The following is a 23,374-nucleotide window of genomic DNA, read 5'->3' on the forward strand; positions in this document are numbered from 1 at the left end:
AGGGGGAGGGGAGCAGAGGCGCCTCGTTGGGGAGGGAGGGAAGCATGACCAACCTCCTCACACTCGAAGGCGTGCACACCAATATCGGGCGCTATCACATCCTGCAGGGCGTCGACTTCGTGGTGACGGAGGGACAGACCACGATGCTGCTCGGCCGCAACGGGGCCGGCAAGACCACGACGCTGCGCACCATCATGGGGCTGTGGCCGGCGTCGCGCGGCGCGATCACCCTTGGCGGCCGGCGCATCGAAGCGATGGCGACCCCGGACATCGCGCGGCTCGGCGTCGGCTACGTGCCGGAGACGATGGCGGTGTTCTCCGATCTCACCGTGAAGGAAAACCTGATCCTGGCGGCGCGCGACGGCGAGATGGACGTTGGGCGCCTCGACTGGATCTTCGGCTTCTTTCCGGCCTTACGAAAATTCTGGCTGTCGCGCGCCGGCTCGCTGTCCGGCGGACAGAAGCAGATGCTGTCGATCGCGCGCGCGGTGATCGAACCGCGGCAATTGCTGCTGATCGATGAGCCGACCAAGGGGCTGGCGCCGGCAATCATCGGCGCACTGATCGACTGCTTCGCCGAACTCAAGCGCACCGGCGCGACCATTTTGCTGGTCGAGCAGAACTTCCACGTCGCCCAACAGATCGGCGACAGCGTGGTGGTGATGGACAATGGCGGCATCGTGCATCGCGGCGCCATGGCCGAGCTCGCCGCCGACGTGCCGCTGCAGGAGCGCCTGCTCGGCCTCAGCCTGGAGGCGCATCAGTGAACGTGACGACGACTCTCTCCGTCATTGCGAGCGCAGCGAAGCAATCCAGGAGCCCCGTGCGGGAGGCCGGATTGCTTCGTCGCTTCGCTCCTCGCAATGACGACGGATACTCATCATGACCGACGTCCCCGCGCCCTCCACCTCCGATCCGCTGCCGCAAGCCAAGCGAGATCTGCTGCCGGTGCTGTTGCCGGCGATCCTGGCGCTGCTGATGCTGCCGCTGGTCGGCTCGTTCTCCTCCTGGGTGACGCTGACGGTCGCCAGCCTGGCAATGGGCATGATGATCTTCATCATGGCGTCTGGCCTGACGCTGGTGTTCGGGCTGATGGACGTACTGAATTTCGGCCATGGCGCTTTCATCGCCGTCGGCGCCTATGTGGCGACGCTGGTGCTGCTGCCGCTGGCGGCGATGTCGGGCGCGGATTCGCTGCTGACCAATCTCGCCGTGCTGGTGCCGGCAGTGCTAGCCGCGATGGCGGTGTCCGGCGCGCTCGGCGTGGTGGTCGAGCGGGTGCTGATCCTGCCGGTGTATGGCCAGCATCTGAAGCAGATCCTGATGACCACCGGCGGGCTGATCGTCGCCGAGCAGGCGCTGTATGCGCTGTGGGGGCCGCAGATCATCCCGCTGCCGCTGCCGACGTCGCTGCGCGGCTCGTTCATCATCGGCGACATCGCCATCGCCAAATATCGCCTACTGGTGATGCTGGTCGGCCTCGTGGTGTTCGTCGGCATCCAGCTGACGCTGAACCGCACCAAGATCGGCCTGCTGATCCGCGCCGGCGTCGAGAACCGCGAGATGGTCGAAGCGCTCGGCTATCACGTCAAGCGGCTGTTCCTCGGCGTGTTCATGGTCGGCTCGGCGCTGGCCGGGCTCGGCGGCGTGATGTGGGCGCTGTACCGCGAGCAGGTCCACGCCTCGATGGGCAACGAGCTGACCGTGCTGATCTTCATCGTGGTGATCATCGGCGGGCTCGGCTCGGTCGGCGGCTGCTTCATCGGCGCGCTGCTGGTGGCGATGGTCGCCAATTACGGCGGCTTCCTGGTGCCGAAGCTGGCGCTGGTCTCCAACATTCTGCTGATGGTCGCGGTCCTGATGTGGCGGCCACGCGGACTCTATGCGGTGACAAGTCGATGATGATCCTGTCCGGCGATCCGCCGCGCAGCCGGGTGCTGTCGCTGCTGCTGATCGCGATCGTGGTGATGCTGGCGATCACCCCGTTCGTGTTTCCCGGCGCCAAGCCACTCAACGTCGCCGCCAAGATCTGCATCTTCGCGGCGCTGGTGGCGTCCTATGACCTGCTGCTCGGCTACACCGGCACGGTGTCGTTCGCCCACACCATGTTCTACGGCATCGGCTCCTACGCGGTGGCGATCGCGCTCTACGGCATGGGCCCGAGCTGGGCGGCGGTCGGCGCCGGCATCGTCATCGGCCTGCCGCTCGCCGCGCTGCTAGCGCTCGTCATCGGGCTGTTCTCGCTGCGGGTCGAGGCGATCTTCTTTGCGATGATCACGCTGGCGGTGGCGTCCGCCTTCCTGGTGCTGGCGTCGCAGCTGTCGTGGCTGACCGGCGGCGAAGACGGCCGCAGCTTCAGCCTGCCGGAGTTGCTGCGCCCCGGCACGGTGTTCGTCAAAGACTTCTTCGGCGTGCGCATCAACGGCCGCATCCTGACCTATTACATCATCCTGGTCGGCTGCGCCGGCATGATCCTGGCGCTGCTGCGGGTAGTGAACTCGCCGTTCGGCCGCGTGCTGCAGGCCGTCCGCGAGAACCGCTTCCGCGCCGAGGCACTGGGCTATCGCACCGTGTTTCACCTGACTTACGCCAACGTGCTCGCAGCGCTGGTTGCCGCCGCAGCCGGCGTGCTCAATGCGATGTGGCTGCGCTATGCCGGGCCGGACACGTCGCTGTCGTTCTCGATCATGCTGGACATTCTCTTGATGGTGGTGATCGGCGGCATGGGCACGATCTACGGCGCGATCATCGGCGCCACCATCTTCATCCTGGCGCAGAACTATCTGCAGACGCTGATGGGCGCGGCCTCGACAGCGGCCGCAGATGCCGGGCTGCCGCTGCTGCCGAACCTGCTGCATCCCGACCGCTGGCTGCTGTGGCTCGGGCTATTGTTCGTCGCCAGCGTGTACTTCTTCCCGACCGGAATCGTCGGCCGATTGCGCGGGACGCCGAGGGCCGCCGATTAACTCGACGAAAGTCGTAGGAGCGACCCATTCGGCCGGATCGTTTCGAACGATTCCAGCCTTGGGCTTTTTAGTGCCGCCTCGCACCTCCCACAGGTTGATAGCAGCGCCGTCACTCAGCGCCTGGGTGCAGGATTCGGTATTAAACTGCCTGTTCGCGTCATTCGATACCTCTTGGGCAAGCACCCGCGATGGTAAAATAAGAAGCAGTTTCTGCGCTCGATCAACATCGTTTGCAGCGCACAAAGTATCCTGTTGCCGCTGAACAGGCGCCCTCCCATAGTCCGCGCCTTTGTCGACCTAGGACATTCTCCCTACTCCAGCACCATCTTCACGCTGCGGCAGGGGAGCGTCCGACCAAACAGGAAGTTGGAATGATGCTGCTCTTGGTCCTTACCGCAATCGCCTTCGTCGCCACCGCCGTGGTGGCGCGCGTGCTGGCCGCCTCCGCGCCGGAAGGCAAATTGTACTGCCAGGCGGCCGGTGCCGCTTCGATGGTGGTCGGGCCGTTTATCACGCTGGTTGCCGCCTTCGTGCTCGGCAAGGCCGGCATCGGCGGCGAAGTGCTCGACGCCACCGCGATGCTGCGGGTCGCGGCGCTGCCGGCGTTCGGCACGCTGTTCGTCGGCCCGATCGTGTTCTGGTTCTTCCGCCGCCAGCGCCGCACGGTTGCGGCCGCTTAACGGACGCGCACCGAACGCGCGATCGCGACAACAAGTTCGGCGGCGCCTCTCCGCCGCCGAACTGCGGGCCGGCAGGAATCATCCCGACCCGCGTGGTTTCCAGCAATTCTCTTCCCTTAAGAACGGCATTTTCGAAACCGCACTTCAAAGTTTCATGCGGACGCATCTATTTTCGGCAGGGCCATTGTGTTTCGGGGGGCGCCCCCCAAGTTCCTGACATCCGTAACTGTCCAGGACGGCCCCATGTCGACTTCCAAGCTCTTCGAACCTTACAAGCTCGGCCCGATCACCCTTGCCAATCGCGTCGTGATGGCGCCGCTGACCCGCAACCGCGCCGTGCCCGAGGGTCTCGTCCCGAGCCCGCTGGCGGCGGAGTATTACGGCCAGCGCGCCAGCGCCGGCCTGCTGATTACCGAGGCCAGCCAAGTGTCGCAGCAGGGCCAGGGCTATCAGGCCACGCCCGGCATCTACTCGCAGGCCCAGGTCGAAGGCTGGCGCAAGGTCACCGGCGAGGTGCATAAGCGCGGCGGCAAGATCTTCATCCAGCTCTGGCATGTCGGCCGCATCTCGCATGTCGACCTGCAGCCGAACCACGGCGCTCCGGTCGCGCCGTCGGCGATCCGCGCCAACACCAAGACCTTCGTCGGCGGCCAGTTCGCGGACGTCTCCGAGCCTCGCGCGCTTGAGCTCTCTGAAATCCCCGGCATCATCGAAGACTTCCGGAAAGCTGCCGCCAATGCGATCGCGGCCGGCTTCGACGGCGTCGAGATCCACGGCGCCAACGGCTATCTGCTCGACCAGTTCGCCCGCGACAGCAGCAACAAGCGCACCGACGAATATGGCGGTTCGATCCAGAACCGCGCGCGGCTGATGCTCGAAGTCGCCGCGGCGGTGGCCAAGGAGATCGGACCGGAGCGCACCGGCATCCGGATTTCGCCGGTGACACCGGCCAACGACGTCTCGGACTCCAATCCGCAGGCGCTGTTCGACTACATCGTCGACGAGCTCAACAAGCTGAAGCTGGTCTACATCCACGTCATCGAGGGCGCGACCGGCGGCCCGCGCGACATCGCGCCGTTCGACTACGCATCTTTGCGCAAGCGCTTCAGCGGCACCTACATCGGCAATAACGCCTACGACCTCGCGCTCGCCGACAAGCAGCTCGACGCAGGTGCGGCCGACCTGATCGCGTTCGGCAAGCCGTTCATCTCCAACCCCGACCTGGTCGAGCGGCTGAAGCGGAATGCTCCGCTGAACGAGCCCGACAAGTCGACCTTCTACGGCGGCGGCGCCAAGGGCTACACCGACTATCCCACGCTGGAGGCGGCGCAGGCAGCGCAGTAAGCGCCCAGCCCCACGCACGGTCATTCCGGGGCGCGAGCACTGCTCGCGAACCCGGAATCCCGAGATGTTCTGCACCTTCCGACGTTTCCACAATGTCGAGATTCCGGGTTCGCTCGCTCCGCGAGCGTCCCGGAATGACATGGAAAGACAATGCAAAAGCAAAAAGGCCGGGATTGCTCCCGGCCTTTCGCGTTTCTGATGTTCGTCGGCAGCCGCTTACTTGGCTTCCGCGCGCTTCGGCGGGGTCGCCGGCCAGGACTTGATCAGGGTGTCGTAGTCGATCGTTTCACCCTTCGGCTTCTCGTTCGCCAGCTTGCGCTGGGGGGCGATGTTGCCGTCCTTCTCGGACTTGGCGTACCAGTACTCGGCGGTCTCCTTCTTGTTCAGCTTCGGACCGCATTCGCCCTGCACCTTCGACTTCTCGAGGCGTTCGAGCACCGAGTCCTGCGCCGCCGCCAGCGAGTCCATCGCCTGCTGCGGAGTCTTGGCACCGGACGACGCGTCGCCGATGTTCTGCCACCACAGCTGCGCCAGCTTCGGATAGTCCGGGATGTTGTTGCCGGTCGGCGACCACTGCACGCGGGCCGGCGAGCGATAGAACTCGATCAGGCCGCCGAGCTTCGGCGCACGTTCCGTAAACGATTTATCCCAGATGTCGCTCTCACGGATGAAGGTGAGACCGACATGGCTCTTCTTCAAGCTGACAGTCTTGGAGGTGATGAACTGCAGATACAGCCAGGCGGCCTTGCGGCGGTCCGCCGGGGTCGACTTCAGGAGCGTGGCAGAACCCACGTCCTGATAGCCGAGCTTCATGCCTTCCTTCCAGTACGCGCCGTGCGGCGACGGCGCCATGCGCCACTTCGGCGTGCCGTCGGCGTTCATCACCGGCAGGCCGGGCTTGACCATGTCGGCGGTGAAGGCGGTGTACCAGAAGATCTGCTGGGCGACGTTGCCCTGCGCCGGCACCGGACCCGACTCCGAGAACGTCATGCCCTGCGCCTGCGGCGGCGCATACTTCTTCATCCAGTCGAGGTACTTGACGATCGAATACACCGCGGCCGGACCGTTGGTGTCACCGCCGCGCTCGATCGACGAGCCGACCGGACGGCAGCCTTCCATGCGGATGCCCCATTCGTCGACCGGCAGACCGTTCGGCAGGCCCTTGTCGCCGTTGCCGGCCATCGACAGCCAGGCGTCGGTGAAGCGCCAGCCGAGCGACGGATCCTTCTTGCCGTAGTCCATGTGACCATAGACTTTGACGCCGTTGATTTCCTTGATGTCGTTGGTGAAGAACTCGGCGATGTCCTCATAGGCTGACCAGTTCACCGGGACGCCGAGGTCGTAGCCGTATTTGGCCTTGAACTTGGCCTTGTAGTCCGGATTGGTGAACCAGTCGTAGCGGAACCAGTACAGGTTGGCGAACTGCTGGTCCGGCAACTGGTACATCTTCTTGTCGGGCGCCGTGGTGAACGACGTGCCGATGAAATCCGCGACGTCGAGCATCGGATCGGTGACGTCCTTGCCCTCGCCGGTCATGTAGTCCGACAGCGCGATGGTCTGGTTGTAGCGGAAGTGCGTGCCGATCAGGTCGCTATCGTTGATCCAGCCGTCATAGACGTTCTTGCCGGACTGCATCTGGGTCTGCAGCTTCTCGACGACGTCGCCTTCCTGGATCAGGTCGTGCTTCAGCTTGATGCCGGTGATCTCGCTGAACGCCTTGGCCAGCGTCTTGGCTTCGTATTCGTGCGTGGTCAGCGTCTCGGAGACGACGTTGATCTCCATGCCCTTGAACGGCTCGGCCGCCTTGGCGAACCACTGCAGTTCCTTCATCTGGTCTTCTTTGGACAGCGTCGAGGGCTGGAATTCCTCGTCGATCCACTTCTTCAGGACCGCGTCGTCCGCGGCACGCGCCGGCGACAGCGTCATCGACGTGGCGATCAGCGCCGCAGCGCTCACCATCGTCATCAGCCGCAAACGGCTGAGGTGGGGCTTTCGTCCAATCATCGTTCGTTTCCTCCGTTGAGCGACATCATTCAGGTCCAGGTTGATCCCGGATCTGTTCCTCGTTCGCCGGGATCAGACGGTGCGGAAGATCGCAACGGCTGAGACCAGCGACAGCAACGTGGCGAGCCACAGGCTCGACACTTCGACTCCTTCTCCGATCGGCAGCGTCAGCAGCGGATCGGTCCCGACCAGCGCGATCCAGACCAGATGAATCACCGCGGCCAGGATCAGCGACAGAAACAACCGGTCGCCGCGCGTCGTCGGAATCCGCAAGACACCTACGCGCTCGACCTCGGGATCGACCACCGCGAGCCAGGTCATGGTCGCGAGCGTGCCGGCCAGCGCGGCGAAGAACGCCGCGGTCGGCCAGGTCCACGCCATCCATGCGAAGGAGTCCATGATCAGAGCCCTCCCCGTCGATTGTTGCAGGCGAAGAGCCCGTCCCCGTCATTGCGAGCGAAGCCGTCACGTTCGTCATTGCGAGGAGCGAAGCGACGAAGCAATCCAGCTCCGTGCACTGCGCTCTGGATTGCTTCGCTTCGCTCGCAATGACGATGGGGGTGCGGTCGCGTCATCATTCCCTCACACCCGGCCGAGCGCGAAGCCGCGCGCGATGTAGTTGCGGACGAACCAGATCACCAGGGCGCCCGGGATGATGGTGAGCACGCCGGCGGCGGCGAGCAGCCCCCAGTCCATGCCGGCGGCCGACACGGTGCGGGTCATCACCGCCGAGATCGGCTTGGCGTTGACCGACGTCAGGGTGCGGGCCAGCAGCAGCTCGACCCAGGAGAACATGAAGCAGAAGAACGCCGCGACGCCGATGCCGCTGGCGATCAGCGGCATCAGGATCTTCACGAAGAACCGCGGGAACGAGTAGCCGTCGAGGAACGCGGTCTCGTCGATCTCCTTCGGCACGCCGGAGACGAAGCCTTCGAGGATCCACACCGCCAGCGGCACGTTGAACAGGCAGTGCGCCAGCGCCACCGCCCACGGCGTATCGAACAGGTTCAGCGCCGAATACAGATTGAAGAACGGCAGCGCATAGACAGCGGCCGGCGCCATGCGGTTCGACAACAGCCAGAAGAACAGATGCTTGTCGCCGAGGAAGCGATAGCGCGAGAACGCGTAGGCCGCTGGCAGCGCGAACGAGATCGACAGCACGGTGTTGATGACGACGTATTGCAGCGAGTTGATGTAGCCCGAATACCAGCTCGGATCGGTGAAGATCGTCCGGTAGTTCTCCAGCGTCGGCTGGTGCGGCCACAGCGTCATGGTCGAGACGATCTCGCCATTGGTCTTGAAGCTCATATTGACGAGCCAGTAGATCGGCAGCATCAGGAACAGCAGATACAGCGCCATCACGATGCGGCGGCCGGGGATCGAATGCATCACGCGTTCCCTTCGGTCGGCTGGCGCTCGGCGCCCGCATTGGTCATCACGGTGTAGAACACCCAGCACACGATGATGATGATCAGGTTGTAGACGATCGACAGCGCCGCGGCCTTGCCGAGGTCGAACTGCCCGAGCGCGATCTTGACCAGCTCGATCGAGATGAAGGTGGTCGAATTGCCCGGCCCACCGCCGGTGACGACGAACGGCTCGGTGTAGATCATGAAGCTGTCCATGAACCGCAGCAGCACGGCGATCAGCAGCACGCGGTGCATCTTCGGCAGCTGGATCGCCTTGAACACCGCCCAGCGCGAAGCGCCGTCGATCTGGGCCGCCTGATAATACGCGTCCGGGATCGACTTCAGGCCGGCGTAGCATAAGAGCGCCACCAGGCTGGTCCAGTGCCAGACATCCATCACCACCACCGTGGCCCAGGCGTCGAACTCGTTGGACACGTAGTTGTAATTGAAGCCGAGATGATTGAGCGTGTAGCCCATCAGACCGATGTCGGGGCGGCCGAAGATCTGCCAGATGGTGCCGACCACGTTCCACGGGATCAGCAGCGGCAGCGCCATGATCACCAGACAGAACGCCACCGACCAGCCGTGGCGCGGCATCGCCAGCGCCACCACGATGCCGAGCGGCACCTCGATCGCCAGGATGATCGCCGAGAACGCCAGATTGCGCCACAGCGAGGCGAAGAACCGGCCACCGAGATCGGTCGACGGATCGAGCAGTTCCTTGAACCAGCCGACCCCGTTCCAGAAGAACTGGTTGTTGCCGAAGGTGTCCTGCACCGAATAGTTCACCACCGTCATCAGCGGCAGGATCGCCGAGAACGCCACGATGGCGAACACCGGCAGCACCAGGAACCAGGCTTTCTGGTTGACGACCTTGTCCATCAGGCGACCTGCTCCAGTGAGCTGCCTTCGACGATTTCGCTGTCGGCATAGACGTGAATGCGCGACGGCTCGAACCGCAGCGCCGCTTCATCCCCGCTCGGCGAGAAGCCATCCGGCACCCGCGCGGCGATCTTGACGTCACCGACCCGCACCGACGCGAAACGGATACGGCCGAGATCGTCGATGCGTTCGACGCGGCCCATCATCAGGCCGGGTGCCTTGGCGGTGAGGTGGACGAATTCCGGCCGCACCCCGATCTCGATCTTGCCGTCGGGCAGCTTGTCGTAGCTGCGCGCGAGCGGCACGCGATGGCCGGCGACCAGCGCCTCGCGGCCCTTCACCTCGGCCGGCACGATGTTCATGCCGGGCGAACCGATGAAGTAGCCGACAAAGGTGTGGGCGGGGCGCTCGAACAGTTCCTCCGGCGTGCCGCTCTGCACGACGCGGCCGTCGTGCATCACCACCACGGTGTCGGCAAAGGTCAGCGCCTCGGTCTGGTCGTGGGTGACGTAGATCATCGTCAGATCGAGCGCGCGGTGCAGCGCCTTGAGCTTGCTACGCAGCTCCCATTTCAGATGCGGATCGATCACCGTCAGCGGCTCGTCGAACAGGATCGCGGCGACGTCGCTGCGCACCAGGCCGCGGCCGAGCGAGATTTTCTGCTTGGCGTCGGCGGTGAGCCGCGTCGCCTTGCGCTTCAGGTTCGGCGTCAAATCGAGCAGGTCGGCGATCTCGGCGACCCGCCGGTCGATCTCGGCCTTCGGCACGCCGCGGTTCTTCAGCGGAAACGCCAGATTCTCCCGCACCGTCATGGTGTCGTAGATCACCGGAAACTGGAACACCTGCGCGATGTTGCGCTCGCGGGTGGAGAGCGCGGTGACGTCGCGGCCGTCGAACAGGATCTTGCCGCGCGACGGTGTGACAATGCCCGAGATGATATTCAGCAGCGTGGTCTTGCCGCAGCCCGACGGGCCGAGCAGCGCATAGGCGCCGCCCTGCCGCCAGGTCATCGACACCGGCTTCAGCGCATAGGCCTGCGGCGGCAGGTCGTCACCGACCAGATAAGAGTGAGCAAGATCGACGAGATCGATGCGCGCCATCGGGCTGTCCCCTCAGATCGGCTTCGGCGCGGCGACGAGGCGATCGGCCGCGTCGAACACGAACAGATTGGCGGGGTCGAGGATGGCGTCGAGCGTTTGGCCCGGCTCGAACTCATGGATGCCGTGCAGCACTGCGACCCAATAGTCGTCGCCGCGCTTCAGATGCACGAAGCTCTCCGAGCCGGTGATCTCGGTCACCGCCACGGTCGCCTGGAACGCATGCTGCTCCGGATCGGCGCTCCTCACCTCGATCTGATGCGCACGGAAGCCGACGCGGTAGGCGCCATCGGAGAGCCCGGCGAACACCCCGGTCGCCGGCGCAGTCACGCCGCCGGAGTAATGCACGGTGCCGGCCTTCTTCTCGGCGCCGACGATATTGAGCGGCGGATCGGAGAACACCTGCGCCACCCGCATGGTGTCGGGCTTGCGATAAACTTGCGGGGTCGGCCCGACCTGCAGCGCCTGGCCTTCCCACATGCAGATGGTGCGGCCGCCGAGCAGCAGCGCTTCGGACGGCTCGGTGGTGGCATAGACGAAGATCGCGCCGGAGGCTTCGAAGATCTTCGGCAGCTCGGTGCGCAGCTCCTCGCGGAGCTTGTAGTCGAGGTTGGCGAGCGGCTCGTCGAGCAGCACCAGATCGGCGCCCTTGACGAGCGCGCGGGCGATCGCGGTGCGCTGCTGCTGGCCGCCGGAGAGCTGCAGCGGCGTGCGCTGCAGATACGGCTCGAGCTTGAGCAGCTTGGCGGCCTCGGCGACGCGGCGCTCGATCTCGGCGCGCGGCTTGCGCTGCACCCGCAGCGGCGAGGCGATGTTCTCGTACACCGTCAGCGACGGGTAGTTGATGAACTGCTGATACACCATCGCCACCGAGCGGCTGCGCACATCGGCGCCGGTTACGTCCTTGCCGTCGACCAGCACGCGGCCGGTGGTCGGCTTGTCGAGGCCGGCGAGCAGCCGCATGATCGAAGTCTTGCCCGACAGCGTCGGTCCGAGCAGCACGCTCAGCGTGCCACGTTCCAGCGTCAGCGAGACGTTGCGGATCGCCGGAACGCCGTCCAGCACCCTGGTGACATTCTCCAGGCTGACGCTCATGCCCGGCCTCCCGCTTGCTGCTGGGGCTTCTCGGCGGCGCGGCGGTCGGCGATCCACTGATCGAGCGCGGCAACCGCGGCCGATGTCAACCGCAAGCCGAGCTTGGATCGCCGCCAGACGATGTCGTCCGCGCTGCAGGCCCATTCGCGGCTCATCAGATAGCGGACCTCGGCCTCCGTCAATGTGGCGCCGAAGTCGCGGCCAAGATCGGCCGCCGACTTGGCCGCGCCGAGCACGTCACGCGCCCGCGTGCCGTAGGCATGCACCAGCCGCGAGGCGTGCGCCGAGGCGAGGAACGGATAGTCGCGGAGCAGATCGCCGATCTGCGCCGGACCGCCGTCGATCGGGAAATCGCCGCCCGGCAGCGGCTGATGCGCGGTCCAGCCCTGTTTGGCCGTTCCGCCCTTCAGATACGACGACAGTTTCTCCAGCGCCTCTTCGGCGAGCCGGCGATAGGTGGTGATCTTGCCGCCATAGATCGACAGCAGCGGCGCGCCGCCCGGGGTGTCGAGCTCGAACACGTAGTCGCGGGTCGCCGCCTTGGCTTCGCTGGCGCCGTCGTCATACAGTGGCCGCACGCCTGAGAACGTCCAGACCACATCGGCGGGCGTCACCGGCTTGGCGAAATAGCCGCTCACCGCTTTGCACAGATAGTCGATCTCTTCCGGCGTCGCTTTCACCTGCGACGGATCGCCGTGATAATCGCGGTCGGTGGTGCCGATCAGGGTAAAGTCGCCCTGATACGGAATCGCGAACACGATGCGGCCATCGGCGTTCTGGAAGATGTAGGCGCGGTCGTGGTCATAGAGCTTGCGGGTGACGATGTGCGAGCCCTGCACCAGCCGCACCTTGTAGCGGGCATCGACCCCGGCGCCGGAGCCGAGCACGCCTTCGACCCATGGGCCGGCGGCATTGACCAGCGCCCGGGCCTGGATCGTGCTGCGCGCGCCGCTGCCAACATCTTCCAGCGTCACCTGCCAGATGCCGTCCTGCTGGCTGACCTGCACCGCGCGGGTGCGGGTGCGGATCTCGGCGCCGCGCTCGGCGGCATCGCGCGCGGTGAGTACCACCAGCCGCGCATCGTCGACGAAGCAATCGGAATACTCGAAGCCTTTGGTGTAGCGGCCGGGGATCAGCGGCTTGCCGACTTCGTCATGCGCCAGATCGACCGAACGGGTCGGCGGCAGCAGCTTCCGGCCGCCGAGATAATCATACAGGAACAGCCCGAGCCGCAGCCGCCAGGCGGGGCGCAGGCCGTCGTGATGCGGCAGCACGAAACGCAGCGGCCCGATGATATGCGGCGCGATCTGCCACAGCCGCTCGCGCTCGATCAGCGCCTCGCGCACCAGGCGAAATTCGAAATATTCGAGATAGCGCAGGCCGCCATGGATCAGCTTGGTCGACCACGACGAGGTGCCGCTGGCGAGGTCGTTCATCTCGCACAGGAACACGGAATGTCCCCGGCCCGCCGCATCGCGCGCGATGCCGCAGCCGTTGATCCCGCCCCCGATGATCGCGAGGTCGTACACCATCCCCACCGACGCTCCTCACCGCATCGCAGCATTTTGCTGCAATGCACTTTCGCTTCTGTCGATTTATGCTGGAAAACGAATAAAGCACAAACCAAAACGAAAGCAACTGCGATCTGCAAAAGCATCGCGTTTCCGCGCGCGAAATCGCGCCCAGAGGCTGGGAGACAGGCACAACTGACGCTGGGGAGAGGCGGTTCAGACCGCGGATTCGTCGAGGTCCGGTTTCGCCGGGCCGGCTTCGATTACCTCGATACCATTCGTATCGCAGATCGCCTGCAACGACGGCGGCAGCGCCCGGTCGGTGACGAAGGTCTGGATCTGGCTGAGATCGGCGATCCGCACCGGCGCGTTGCGCTCCAGCTTGGTCGAATCCGCCACCAGCATCACGCTGCGCGCATTGGCGATGATTGCCTGCGAGGCTTGGACTTCGCGATAGTCGAAATCGAGCAGCGCGCCCTCTTCGTCGATCGCCGAAGCGCCGATGATCGCGTAATCGACCTTGAACTGCCCGATCAGGCTGGTCGCGGTGGAGCCGATCACCGCGCCATCGGCCCGCCGCACGGTGCCGCCGGCGACGATCACCTCGATCCGCGGATGCCGGTACAGCAGCATCGCGACGTTGAGATTGTTGGTGATCACCAAAAGATCCTGATGCGCCGACAGCGCGCTGGCGACCTCTTCGGTGGTGGTGCCGATGTTGATGAACAGCGAGCAGCCGTTGGGAATCCGCGCCGCGGCGGCGGCCCCGATCGCCTTCTTCTCTTCTGCGGCGACGAAGCGGCGCGCCTCGTAGGCGAGATTGGCGACGCCCGACGCGATGATCGCGCCGCCATGGATTCGCGTCAGCGAGCGCTGGTCGCACAGATCGTTGAGATCCTTGCGAATGGTTTGCGCCGACACTTCAAAGCGCCTCACCAGATCCTCGACCATCACCCGGCCCGAGGCCCGGGCGATATTGAGGATTTCAGACTGACGATGGGTCAGAGCCGTCACGCACGCACCTTGCAACGTTGATGCGCCATGGTGCGGCTGTTCGCCCGTCAGGTCAACGCGCGGCGCAGCGGCGATGAGAAGTGGTTAAGCCGGGGATCGAAGCCCACAGCCTCTTCACCCACCAGAACCCTTCCATCGTCATTGCGAGGAGCGAAGCGACGAAGCAATCCAGCCCGGTATATTGCGCTCTGGATTGCTTCGCTTCGCTCGCAATGACGTTGAGGGTTTGCCATCCATTGCCCGACTATCGGCCCGCCGCTAGGCCGGCCGCACCATCTCGAACATCGCGTCGGGGCGGATTTCGAAATAGTCGCCGCGCCGGCCGGCGCGCACGATCGGCCGCGCCGCCGCGGTCTGATAGACGCCGTCTTCGATCAGGCGCTTGTCGATGTGCACCATCACCACCTCGCCGATCGTCAGCCAGGCGTCGACCTCGACGCCGTCGGCGCCCTTGAGCCGGACGATTTCCGACAGCTTGCATTCGAACGACACCGGGCTCTCGGCAACCCGCGGCGGCTTCACCAGCTCGCTGTCGAGCTTGGTGAGATTGCCGAGCGCGAATTCGTCGACCTCGTGCGGCACGCTGGCGGAGGTGGCATTCATCGCCTGCGCCAGATCCATCGTCACCAGATTCCAGACGAATTCGCCGGTGCGCTGGATGTTGGCGACGGTGTCCTTCCAGGTGGTGGACGAGAACCCGATCAGCGGCGGGTGGTAGTTGAAGGCATTGAAGAAGCTGTAGGGCGCGAGGTTGACGCGGCCCTCGGCATCGCAGGACGAAATCCAGCCGATCGGCCGCGGCGCGATGATCGCGTTGAACGGGTCGTGCTTGAGGCCGTGGCCGTTCGCCGGCTTGTAGGAATGCAGATCAGTCACGCGGGATGTCCTTGTTGTTATTGCGCGTCGGCGCGCCGGCCGGCGCCGAGCGCCGCCAGCACAAAATCGATCATGTCCTCGAGGGTCGGGCGATCCTTGGCAAAGCTCTGCGCGATCATCTGCGGATGGAAGAACCGGATCATTGCGGCGCAGGTGCAGCTCGCCGCCTGCGGCACGTCGGCGACCTTGAACTCGCCGCTCGCCACGCCCTGGACGATCACCTCGCCGATGGTGCCGATGATGAACTCCATATGGGCGATGCAGACGTCCCAGTTCTCCTCCATCGCAATCGCCACCATCTCGTGCAGCTTGGCGTCGCCGATGTAGCGCTCGCAATTCATCCGGTGCACGGTGGTGAGCAGATCGCGCAGCCGCTGCACCGCCGACCCCGGCGCATGGACGATGACCACCGCCGCCTGCTCGACCTCGCCCATCAGATGCCGCGCCACGCCCTTGTGGATCGCCTTCTTCGAATCGAAGAAGCGATACACGTTGGCGGGGCTCATCTGCAGCAGCTTGGCGATGTCGGCCACCGTGGTCTTCTGGTAGCCGATCTCACGGAACAGCCGTTCGGCCACCACCAGGATGCGGTGCCGCATATCGGCTTCGGTATTTTCAGAAACAAGCGTCATCGGCCCAAGATATTCAATTATTCCGCCGCGTCGGCAAGCGGAAAGGCGTTCGGCCCAGCGGAGCCGTGTTGCGGCGTAACATCCGGCTCGGCGAACTTGCCCCGTTCGTCCAGGCTCTTCCGGAACCACAGCGCGTACAGGCCCGGCAGATAGAACAGCGTCAGGAAGGTGGCGACGAACAGGCCGCCCATGATGGTGATCGCCATCGGGCCCCAGAACGCCGAGCGCGACAGGGGGATCATCGCCAGGATCGCCGCCAGCGCGGTCAGCACCACCGGTCGCGCCCGTCGCACCGTCGCCTCGACGATCGCCTCGCGCCGGGTCGAGCCGTGCGCGACGTCGCTCTCGATCTGATCGACTAGGATCACGGCATTGCGCATGATCATGCCGGCAAGCGCGATCAGGCCGAGCAGCGCCACGAAGCCGAACGGCGCCGAGGCGACGTTGAGACCGAGCGAGGCGCCGATGATGCCGAGCGGCGCGGTGAGGAACACCAGCAGCAGCCGCGGGAAGCTCTGCAGCTGGATCATCAGCAGCGCCAGCATCGCGATCACCATCACCGGAAACAGGATGAAGATCGAGGCATTGCCCTTGGTCGACTCCTCGATCGCGCCACCGGTCTCGATCCGGTAGGCCGGCTGCAGATTGGCGCGGATGCTCTCGAGCTGCGGCCAGATCGCGTTGGTGACGTCCGGCGCCTGCACGCCGTCGACGACGTCGCCACGCACGGTGATCGCCATGTCGCGATTGCGGCGCCACAGGATCGGCTCCTCATGCGAATACTCGACCTTGGCGACCTGCGACAGCGGCACCGCCATGCCGTTGCGGGCCATGATGGTGAGTTCGCCGATCCGGGCAAGATCGAGCCGCTCGTTCGGCACCGCGCGCGCGACCACGCCGATCTTCTCGACGCCGTCACGCACCGTGGTGACCTGAGCGCCGGAGATCAGCATCGCCAGCGCCTGCGAGACATCCTGCGGCGTCAGGCCGAGCGCGCGGGCACGCGACTGATCGACGACGAGCTTGAGATATGGCGACTGCTCGTTCCAGTCGAGGTGCGGATCAACCACGTTGGCGTTCTTCTTCACCACGTCCCGGACCTGATAGGCGATCTCGCGCACCTTGGCGGTATCCGGGCCGATCACCCTGAACTGAACCGGGAAGCCGACCGGCGGGCCGAAATTGAAGCGGTCGACACGCACCCGCGCCGCCGCGAGCCGGCCGCTATGCGCCGCCTGCTCGATCCGCGCCTTGATCCGCTCGCGCGCCGCGACGTCCTTGGCGACGATCACGATCTCGGCGAAGGATTCGGTCGGAAGCTGCGGATTGAGGCCGAGCCAGAACCGCGGCGAGCCCTTGCCGACGTAAGCCGTGTAGGTCGCGATATCGCCGTCGTCCTTGAGCAGCGTCTCGGCTTCCTTCACCGACTTCATGGTGACGTCGAAGGCGGTGCCTTCGGGCAGACGCAGTTGCAGGAACAGTTCGGGCCGCTCCGACAGCGGGAAGAACTGCTGCTGCACATGGCCGAAGCCGACCACCGCGGCGATGAAGATGCCGACCGTGGCCGTCACCACCGTGCCGCGCCAGCGCACGCACCACGTCACCGCGGCGCGCAGCATCCGATAGATCCGGGTGTGATACACCTCGTCCGGATTATGGCCCTTCTTGCCGGCGAAGTCCGGCAGCAGCTTGACGCCGATATACGGCGTGAAGATCACCGCGACGAACCACGAGGCGATCAGCGCGATCGCCACGATCCAGAAGATGCCGCCGGCATATTCGCCGACGCCCGAGTTGGCGAAGCCAATCGGTAGGAAGCCGGCCGCAGTGACCAGCGTGCCGGTCAGCATCGGAAACGCCGTCGACTCCCAGGCGAACGACGCCGCCTTGGCGCGATCCCAGCCCTGCTCCATCTTCACCACCATCATCTCGACCGCGATGATGGCGTCGTCGACCAGCAGGCCGAGCGCGATGATCAGCGCGCCGAGCGTGATCCGGTGCAGATCGAGCGACATCACGTTCATGACGATGAACACGATCGCCAGCACCAGCGGCACCGACAGCGCCACCACGATGCCGGTGCGCCATCCGAGCGCCAGGAACGAGACGAACAGCACGATCACCAGCGCCTCGACGAACGAGCGCATGAATTCGCCGACGGCGTGCTTCACCACTTCCGGCTGATCGGCGATCTGCTCGATGTCGATGCCCTGAGGCACGTCGGCCATGAACGACGCAGTCGCCGCACCAACCTGCTCGCCGAGCTGCAGGATATTGGCGCCCTTGGCGGTGACGACGCCGATCCCGATCGCCGGCTTGCCCTTCTGCCGCACCTGGTAATCGGTCGGATCGACATAGCCATTGCGGATCTCGGCGACGTCGCCGAGGCGAAACACCCGGCCGCCGCTCTCGACGGGTGTCTCCGCCACCGCCTGCGCACCATCGAGCGCGCCGGTGACGCGCAGCGGCACGCGCTGCGACGAGGTCTCGACCGTGCCGGCCGGCACCACTGCGTTCTGTTTGGCGAGCGAGTCGAAGATCGCCTGCGGCGTCAGCCCGAGCGTCGCCAGCTTGGCGTGCGAGAACTCGACATAGATCTTCTCGTCCTGCGTGCCGTAGATGTTGACCTTGGTCACGCCCGCGACTTTGAGCAGCCGCTGGCGAAGGCCTTCGGCGGCCTTCTTGAGCTGCGCGTAGCTCGCGCCGTCGCCGGTCATCATGTAGAGGATCGAGTCGACGTCGCCGTACTCGTCGTTGATCGACGGACCGATCAGATTGCTCGGCAGTTGCGGTGCGACGTCCCACAGCTTCTTGCGCAGCAGATAGAACAGGTGCGGCACTTCGGACGGCGGCGTCGAGTCGCGGAACGTCACCTGCATGGCGGTGAACGACGCCTTCGAATAGGTCTGCACCTTCTCGAAATACGGCAGTTCCTGCAGCTTCTTCTCGATCGGGTCGGCGACCTGTTCCTGCATCTCCTTGGCGGTGGCGCCCGGCCAGATCGCCGATACCACCGCGACCTTGACGGTGAACGACGGATCCTCGGCGCGGCCGAGCCGCTGATACGAATAGATGCCGGTGAAGCCGAGCGCGCAGATCAAAAACAGGATCAGCGCCGGATGTCGGACCGCCCAGGCCGACAGATTGAAACGCATCGCCGCACTCCCCAGCGCAGATCAGAACGTCAGAGCCGACACCACCCGCACTTTTTCGGCCGGATCGAGTTTCTGCACGCCGAGCGTGACGATCTGATCGCCTTCGTCGACCCCCTCGGCGATCACCACGTCTTCGGTCTCGTATGCCTTCACGGCGACCCGCTTCAACTTCACCTCGCCGCCGCCGTCGACAACGTAAAGCGACGGCTGGCCGCCCTGATTGAACAGCGCCGACAGCGGCACCCGGGCGACGCGGACCTTGTCGGGATCGGTCAGCGTCAGCGTCGCGGTCATCCCGAGCACGACGCGGTCGTCGGCGTCCGGCAGCGAGAACTTGGCCAGGAATGTGCGGGTCGCGGGATCGGCGAGCGGCGCCACCTCGCGCAGCTTGGCGACGTAGTGCCGGCCGGGCTCGGACCACAGCGTGACATCGGCCAGCCCCTTGGTGGCGCGCGTGATCAGCGTTTCGGGGATCGCCACCACGGCTTCCTTCTCGCCGATCCGGGCGAGCCGGAACGCGGCCTGACCGGCCGCCACCACCTGCCCGGGTTCGACCAGCGCGGCTGCGACGACGCCGTGGCTGTCGGCTTCGAGCGTCGCGTAGGATAGCGAGTTGCGGGTCAGCTCGACCGAGCGCTCGGCGCGGGCGAAGCGGGCCCGGGCTTCGTCCGCGGTGGCGCGCGCCTGATCCATCTGGGCTTCGGTCGCCCAGCCCTTGGCGCGCAGCTCCTTGGCGCGGTTTTCAGACGCGATCGCCTGCGCCAGCACGCCCTTGGCGGCGCTGTGTTCGGCCTCGGCCTGCTCGGCCTGCAGCTTCAGATCGGTCTGATCGAGCAGCGCCAGCTTCTGGCCGACTTCCACGGTGTCGCCGACCTCGACGAGACGCTTGGCCACTTTGCCGGTGACCCGGAAACCGACGTCGGTCTCGGTGCGCGGCTTGATCGTGCCGACGAAGCTGCGCTCCGGTGCCTGCGGGGCGTAATGCACCGCCGTGACCAGGACTGGACGTTTGGAGAGCTCTTGTTTGGCGTCCTTGCCGTCGCAGCCGGCCAGGCCGAGCACCGCGATCGCCAGCAGGGTACCTGCCAGCAGCCTGAAAAACCCATCGAAAACAGAAATCGCACGCATCGGCAGCCTCCCCTTGCGGTGACGGGAACTGTCGATTGATTTCTGACGATTGTCAATAATCGTCAGAAATCATGAGTCCGTGATGGAAGCCGATCCTGTCTCCTGGCTCACGGCCCCTACACGCCCTCATACGCTCGCTGGAGGGTGCCGACGTCGAGCTTCACCATTTGCATCATCGCCTGCATGGCACGCTTGGCACCTTCCCGGTTCGGGCCCGCGAACAGCTTGAGCGCATCGGCCGGGACGATCTGCCAGGACAGGCCGTAGCGGTCGCGCAGCCAGCCGCACGCCACCGGCTCGCCGCCATCCGCCAGCAACGCATCCCACAGCCGATCGACTTCGGCCTGATCGACGCAATCGATCTTGAACGACACCGCGTGATTGAACGGCAGCGGGGTGCCGCCATTGAGCGCCATGAACGGCTGCCCGGCGACCGTGAACTCGACCACCAGCACCGAGCCTTCGGGCCCGCCCGGGGTGTCGACGACGCTGCGCTGGACGTTGTCGATCCGCGAGTCCGGCAGCAGCGACACGTAGAACTGGGCTGCCTGTTCGGCTTCGCCGGCAAACCACAGACAAGGAACGATCTTCGACATTCGCGCATCCTCCCGCACAACGCATTGGCATTGTGCCGAGGACGATCGAACGCGCGGCCGGCCGACAGCCGACGCGAATTTTCAAAAGCAATGACGATCGACCGTCAGCTCGCCAGCTTCAGGCTGCCTTCGCATTGCCGGCGCAGTTCGATCAGCGCCTTGTTGAGCTGACCGGTGAGCAGATCGAGCCCTTCCGGCGAGATCGTCTTCGCATCGCGCTCGATCGAACGCGCGATATCGGCGATCGGGTGGAAGCCCAGCGTGCGGGCCCCACCCTTGAGCGAATGCGCTTCGACCTCGATTGTGTGGCGGTCCATCTGTTCGGCGAAGCGCCGGAACAGCGCGATTCGCCGCTCGGTTTCGGCGAAGAACAGCGCCACCATCTCGCTCACCTGGTCCTGGCCGATCTCGGCGGTGAGTTCGGCGAGCGTGTCCATATCGACCTGCATCGGCGGCGACGGCATCGTCACCGGCGTCGACGCGCCGCGCAGCGCCCGCAGCACGGCCGCGACCAGCGCCGGCTTGCGCAGCGGCTTGGACAGGAAGTCGTTCATGCCGGCGTCGCGGCAGACTTTGACGTCGTCCGGGAAGGCGTTCGCGGTGAGCGCGATGATCGGCAGCTTGGCGAGCGCGCCGCCTTTGCCGCGGATCGCGCGGGTGGCGGCGAGGCCGTCCATATTGGGCATCCGCACGTCCATCAGCACGACGTCGAACTCGCCCTCGCCTGCCGCCGTCACCGCGTCGGTGCCGTCGGAAACCACGGTGATTTCGGCGGCGAATTCCTGGAGCATCTTCATCACCACCATCTGGTTGGTGGCGTCGTCTTCGGCGATCAGGACGCGCAGCGGGCGTCCCAGCATCGCGATCCGGGTGCGAAGATCATCGCTACCGAGCCGGTCGAGCCGGTGATCGGCAATCCACGCATTGCTCCACGGCAGATCCAGGCTGAAGCGGAAGGTCGAACCCTCGCCTTCGCGCGAGGTTACCGCGATATCGCCGCCCATCTGTTCGACGATCCGCCGGCTAATCGCCAGCCCGAGGCCGGTGCCACCGAACCGGCGATTAATCGAGACGTCGGCCTGCGCGAAGTCGGTGAACAGGCTGCCGACGCGATCTGGCGAAATGCCAATGCCGGTATCGGTTACCTGCCACTCGACGGTGGCGTGGCTGTCGTTGCGCTTCACGCAGGTCAGCACGATCGCAATCGAGCCTTGCTCGGTGAACTTCACCGCATTGGCCGCAAGGTTGAGCAGCACCTGACGGATGCGCGCGGCGTCGCCGTTCAGCGACGGCGGCAGCCGCGGATCGATATCGACCTTCAGCTCGATGCCCTTCCCGCGGACTTCCGGCTCGATGATCGCGCGGACCGACTCGACCAGGGTGGCCGGCGAGAAATCGGCCTGCTCGAACTCCAGCCGACCGGCTTCGAGCTTCGAGAGATCGAGGATGTCGTTGAGGATGCGCAGCAGGTCGTCGCCGGAATCGCGGATCGTGGTGACGGCCTGTTGCTGCTCGGGATCGAGCTTGGTTTCGAGCAGCGAATTGGCGAGACCCAGCACACCGTTCATCGGCGTCCTGATCTCGTGGCTCATCATCGCCAGAAAGCTCGACTTGGCGCGGTTCTCGGCTTCGGCCTGCTCGGCACGCCAGCGCTCGGTGACGTCACGGCCGACGCCGCGATAGCCGGCGAACTCGCCGGCCGCATCGAGCATCGGCTTGGCGGTGAGCGACCACAGCCGCGGCGTGCCGCCGATCACCACATGCACCACAAGATCGTTCATCGCCTCCCGCTGCGCCATCTTCGCAGCGACGCCCATCGCGCAGCGGCCGTCCTCGGGGCACAACATGCCGATCACATCCGCCAGCGGCGCCCCGATCAGCAGCGACGGCGGCAGCTTGGCAACCTCGACGAAGCGCTCCGGCACGTGCACCAGCCGGCCATGGGCATCGGTCTGCCACAGCCAGTCGCTGGCGTTGGCCTGGAAATCCTTCAGCAGCAGCGAGATGATTTCGGTCTGCCGTTCGAGTTCGAACTTCGCCCGCAAATTGTCGAAGAACATCTCGCCGTGCGAGATCAGGTTGCGCGACATGAACACCGCATACAGCACCAGGAAGGCCGCGGTTATGCGGTAAGCCATACCATCGCTCATCGCCAGCGATAGCGCCGATCCTGCTGCGAGCGCCCAAGTATAAGCGAGGCCTGCGCGTGGGACCGTCGATAGCGTAAACGCGCCGCCGGAGATCATGCCGGCAGCCACGCAGGCGACGATCAGCTGATCGCCTGGATCGGCCGTCACGAACACCATCACGGGCATCGCGCCCCAGATCAGTCCGAGCAACAACGCGTGCAGCGTCATACGGCGGATCGCACGCGCAGAGGCTTCAAGCCGCGGCTCGAACCGCATGCGCAGCCACGACTGCACCGCCGCCCCCGACGCGAACATGACCATCGCCATCCACGCCAGCAATTGCGGGCGGGCATCATTGTCCCAGAAGGTGAACAGGATCAGCGCAGCGTTGGCGACGTTGATACTCATCGTCACCGGCGTCAGCCGGGTGACGCTATTGATCTGCGCGGCGCGGATCCGCCGCATTTCGTGCTCGTCGATATCGGGTTGCGAGACCAGCGTACCGGCGCCGCGGCCGCCGAGCCAGAAGTCGAGCAGGGCCGACCGATCGGTTCGGGACATCCAGGCCGTTGTCATCGATTGCCACAGGCCGGACATCTCGAAACGCTCTCTCGGCCGTCCTCAGATCAAGTTCGTCGCCGTGTCATGCGCGGCCCCGCATGCACAGTTTAGCCGCCCGAGAGGATCAAGTCTTCCTTTCGTACGACAGCGCCGGAGACAGCCATTCCATGGTCGCCCGCCGGTCAGGTGATAGGCGATCGACCATGCGGCGGGTGGGCTTCACGACCGTTAACTCGACCACCGAACCTCGGCCGCAACGGCCGCCTCGGTTAATAATCCGCCAAGCGGACTAACG

Annotated in this window: 19 protein-coding genes; 5 read left to right on the forward strand and 14 right to left on the reverse strand. The window is 65.2% G+C overall.

Features of this window, described 5'->3' with window-relative positions; translation table 11 throughout:
- Positions 1–44 precede the first annotated feature (44 nt).
- The 5 genes from VRZ08_RS23840 to VRZ08_RS23860 all read left to right on the forward strand — a co-directional run bounded on the left by VRZ08_RS23840 (position 45) and on the right by VRZ08_RS23860 (position 4,990).
- Positions 45–767 carry an ABC transporter ATP-binding protein gene (locus VRZ08_RS23840; RefSeq protein WP_414534115.1) on the forward strand — a complete coding sequence of 241 codons (723 nt, stop codon included), beginning with the start codon at positions 45–47 and terminating at the stop codon, positions 765–767.
- A 115-nt stretch (positions 768–882) separates the two neighbouring features.
- A complete protein-coding gene (locus VRZ08_RS23845) occupies positions 883–1,902 on the forward strand; it encodes a branched-chain amino acid ABC transporter permease (RefSeq protein ID WP_414534116.1) in 1,020 nt (339 codons plus the stop codon).
- Positions 1,899–2,966: a branched-chain amino acid ABC transporter permease gene (locus VRZ08_RS23850; protein WP_414534117.1), complete on the forward strand. Its 1,068-nt coding sequence runs from the start codon at positions 1,899–1,901 to the stop codon at positions 2,964–2,966. The genes VRZ08_RS23845 and VRZ08_RS23850 overlap by 4 nt, the downstream gene beginning before the upstream one ends.
- 371 nt (positions 2,967–3,337) lie before the next feature.
- Positions 3,338–3,646 carry a hypothetical protein gene (locus VRZ08_RS23855; protein ID WP_012497598.1) on the forward strand — a complete coding sequence of 103 codons (309 nt, stop codon included), beginning with the start codon at positions 3,338–3,340 and terminating at the stop codon, positions 3,644–3,646.
- Between the two features lie 243 nt (positions 3,647–3,889).
- Complete coding sequence (locus VRZ08_RS23860) at positions 3,890–4,990, forward strand: alkene reductase (RefSeq protein WP_414534118.1); 1,101 nt, start codon at positions 3,890–3,892, stop codon at positions 4,988–4,990.
- 216 nt (positions 4,991–5,206) lie between these two features.
- Here the strand turns inward: VRZ08_RS23860 and VRZ08_RS23865 are convergent, their stop codons facing one another.
- The 14 genes from VRZ08_RS23865 to VRZ08_RS23930 form a co-directional block, all read right to left on the reverse strand.
- Complete coding sequence (locus VRZ08_RS23865) at positions 5,207–6,994, reverse strand: ABC transporter substrate-binding protein (protein ID WP_107356929.1); 1,788 nt, start codon at positions 6,992–6,994, stop codon at positions 5,207–5,209.
- Positions 6,995–7,066: 72 nt separating this feature from the next.
- Entirely contained in the window at positions 7,067–7,393 is a 327-nt protein-coding gene (locus VRZ08_RS23870; protein WP_107345975.1) for a DUF2160 domain-containing protein, read from the reverse strand.
- 183 nt (positions 7,394–7,576) lie between these two features.
- The gene (locus VRZ08_RS23875; protein WP_011159940.1) at positions 7,577–8,383 is read right to left on the reverse strand and encodes a carbohydrate ABC transporter permease; all 807 of its coding nucleotides are present in this window, start codon (positions 8,381–8,383) and stop codon (positions 7,577–7,579) included.
- Entirely contained in the window at positions 8,383–9,285 is a 903-nt protein-coding gene (locus tag VRZ08_RS23880) for a carbohydrate ABC transporter permease (protein ID WP_414534119.1), read from the reverse strand. The genes VRZ08_RS23875 and VRZ08_RS23880 overlap by 1 nt, the downstream gene beginning before the upstream one ends.
- On the reverse strand, positions 9,285–10,385 hold the full coding sequence (locus tag VRZ08_RS23885; protein ID WP_414534120.1) for an ABC transporter ATP-binding protein: 1,101 nt from the start codon (positions 10,383–10,385) through the stop codon (positions 9,285–9,287). The genes VRZ08_RS23880 and VRZ08_RS23885 overlap by 1 nt, the downstream gene beginning before the upstream one ends.
- A gap of 12 nt (positions 10,386–10,397) precedes the next feature.
- Positions 10,398–11,477 carry an ABC transporter ATP-binding protein gene (locus VRZ08_RS23890; protein WP_414534121.1) on the reverse strand — a complete coding sequence of 360 codons (1,080 nt, stop codon included), beginning with the start codon at positions 11,475–11,477 and terminating at the stop codon, positions 10,398–10,400.
- Entirely contained in the window at positions 11,474–13,015 is a 1,542-nt protein-coding gene (gene glpD / locus VRZ08_RS23895; RefSeq protein WP_414534122.1) for a glycerol-3-phosphate dehydrogenase, read from the reverse strand. Before glpD ends, VRZ08_RS23890 begins: the two co-directional genes overlap by 4 nt.
- Positions 13,016–13,204: 189 nt before the next feature.
- The gene (locus VRZ08_RS23900) at positions 13,205–14,002 is read right to left on the reverse strand and encodes a DeoR/GlpR family DNA-binding transcription regulator (protein ID WP_414534123.1); all 798 of its coding nucleotides are present in this window, start codon (positions 14,000–14,002) and stop codon (positions 13,205–13,207) included.
- Between the two features lie 258 nt (positions 14,003–14,260).
- Complete coding sequence (locus VRZ08_RS23905; protein ID WP_107345982.1) at positions 14,261–14,878, reverse strand: flavin reductase family protein; 618 nt, start codon at positions 14,876–14,878, stop codon at positions 14,261–14,263.
- 17 nt (positions 14,879–14,895) lie between these two features.
- Positions 14,896–15,510: a TetR/AcrR family transcriptional regulator gene (locus tag VRZ08_RS23910; RefSeq protein WP_414534124.1), complete on the reverse strand. Its 615-nt coding sequence runs from the start codon at positions 15,508–15,510 to the stop codon at positions 14,896–14,898.
- 17 nt (positions 15,511–15,527) lie between these two features.
- Positions 15,528–18,665, reverse strand: a complete 3,138-nt coding sequence (locus VRZ08_RS23915) for an efflux RND transporter permease subunit (RefSeq protein ID WP_414534125.1) — start codon at positions 18,663–18,665, stop codon at positions 15,528–15,530.
- A gap of 21 nt (positions 18,666–18,686) precedes the next feature.
- Positions 18,687–19,793 (reverse strand): efflux RND transporter periplasmic adaptor subunit, encoded by a 1,107-nt coding sequence (locus VRZ08_RS23920; protein ID WP_414534126.1) that lies wholly within the window; start codon positions 19,791–19,793, stop codon positions 18,687–18,689.
- Between the two features lie 116 nt (positions 19,794–19,909).
- Positions 19,910–20,389, reverse strand: a complete 480-nt coding sequence (locus VRZ08_RS23925; RefSeq protein WP_414534127.1) for a VOC family protein — start codon at positions 20,387–20,389, stop codon at positions 19,910–19,912.
- A gap of 104 nt (positions 20,390–20,493) precedes the next feature.
- On the reverse strand, positions 20,494–23,115 hold the full coding sequence (locus VRZ08_RS23930) for an ATP-binding protein (RefSeq protein WP_414534128.1): 2,622 nt from the start codon (positions 23,113–23,115) through the stop codon (positions 20,494–20,496).
- Between the last annotated feature and the right edge of the window lie 259 nt (positions 23,116–23,374).

Source organism: Rhodopseudomonas sp. G2_2311 (genome assembly GCF_047501505.1).
GTDB lineage: Bacteria > Pseudomonadota > Alphaproteobacteria > Rhizobiales > Xanthobacteraceae > Rhodopseudomonas > Rhodopseudomonas palustris_H.

Bases quoted from the DNA above. Each gene is read 5' to 3' on its own strand.
- VRZ08_RS23880 (WP_414534119.1), bottom strand. From the start codon at position 9,285: ATGGACAAGGTCGTCAACCAGAAAGCCTGGTTCCTGGTGCTGCCGGTG.
- VRZ08_RS23850 (WP_414534117.1), top strand. From the start codon at position 1,899: ATGATGATCCTGTCCGGCGATCCGCCGCGCAGCCGGGTGCTGTCGCTG.
- VRZ08_RS23860 (WP_414534118.1), top strand. From the start codon at position 3,890: ATGTCGACTTCCAAGCTCTTCGAACCTTACAAGCTCGGCCCGATCACC.
- VRZ08_RS23885 (WP_414534120.1), bottom strand. From the start codon at position 10,385: ATGGCGCGCATCGATCTCGTCGATCTTGCTCACTCTTATCTGGTCGGT.
- VRZ08_RS23915 (WP_414534125.1), bottom strand. From the start codon at position 18,665: ATGCGTTTCAATCTGTCGGCCTGGGCGGTCCGACATCCGGCGCTGATC.
- VRZ08_RS23925 (WP_414534127.1), bottom strand. From the start codon at position 20,389: ATGTCGAAGATCGTTCCTTGTCTGTGGTTTGCCGGCGAAGCCGAACAG.
- VRZ08_RS23875 (WP_011159940.1), bottom strand. From the start codon at position 8,383: ATGCATTCGATCCCCGGCCGCCGCATCGTGATGGCGCTGTATCTGCTG.
- VRZ08_RS23920 (WP_414534126.1), bottom strand. From the start codon at position 19,793: ATGCGTGCGATTTCTGTTTTCGATGGGTTTTTCAGGCTGCTGGCAGGT.
- VRZ08_RS23845 (WP_414534116.1), top strand. From the start codon at position 883: ATGACCGACGTCCCCGCGCCCTCCACCTCCGATCCGCTGCCGCAAGCC.
- VRZ08_RS23890 (WP_414534121.1), bottom strand. From the start codon at position 11,477: ATGAGCGTCAGCCTGGAGAATGTCACCAGGGTGCTGGACGGCGTTCCG.
- VRZ08_RS23910 (WP_414534124.1), bottom strand. From the start codon at position 15,510: ATGACGCTTGTTTCTGAAAATACCGAAGCCGATATGCGGCACCGCATC.
- VRZ08_RS23865 (WP_107356929.1), bottom strand. From the start codon at position 6,994: ATGATTGGACGAAAGCCCCACCTCAGCCGTTTGCGGCTGATGACGATG.
- VRZ08_RS23840 (WP_414534115.1), top strand. From the start codon at position 45: ATGACCAACCTCCTCACACTCGAAGGCGTGCACACCAATATCGGGCGC.
- VRZ08_RS23855 (WP_012497598.1), top strand. From the start codon at position 3,338: ATGATGCTGCTCTTGGTCCTTACCGCAATCGCCTTCGTCGCCACCGCC.
- VRZ08_RS23930 (WP_414534128.1), bottom strand. From the start codon at position 23,115: ATGTCCGGCCTGTGGCAATCGATGACAACGGCCTGGATGTCCCGAACC.
- VRZ08_RS23870 (WP_107345975.1), bottom strand. From the start codon at position 7,393: ATGGACTCCTTCGCATGGATGGCGTGGACCTGGCCGACCGCGGCGTTC.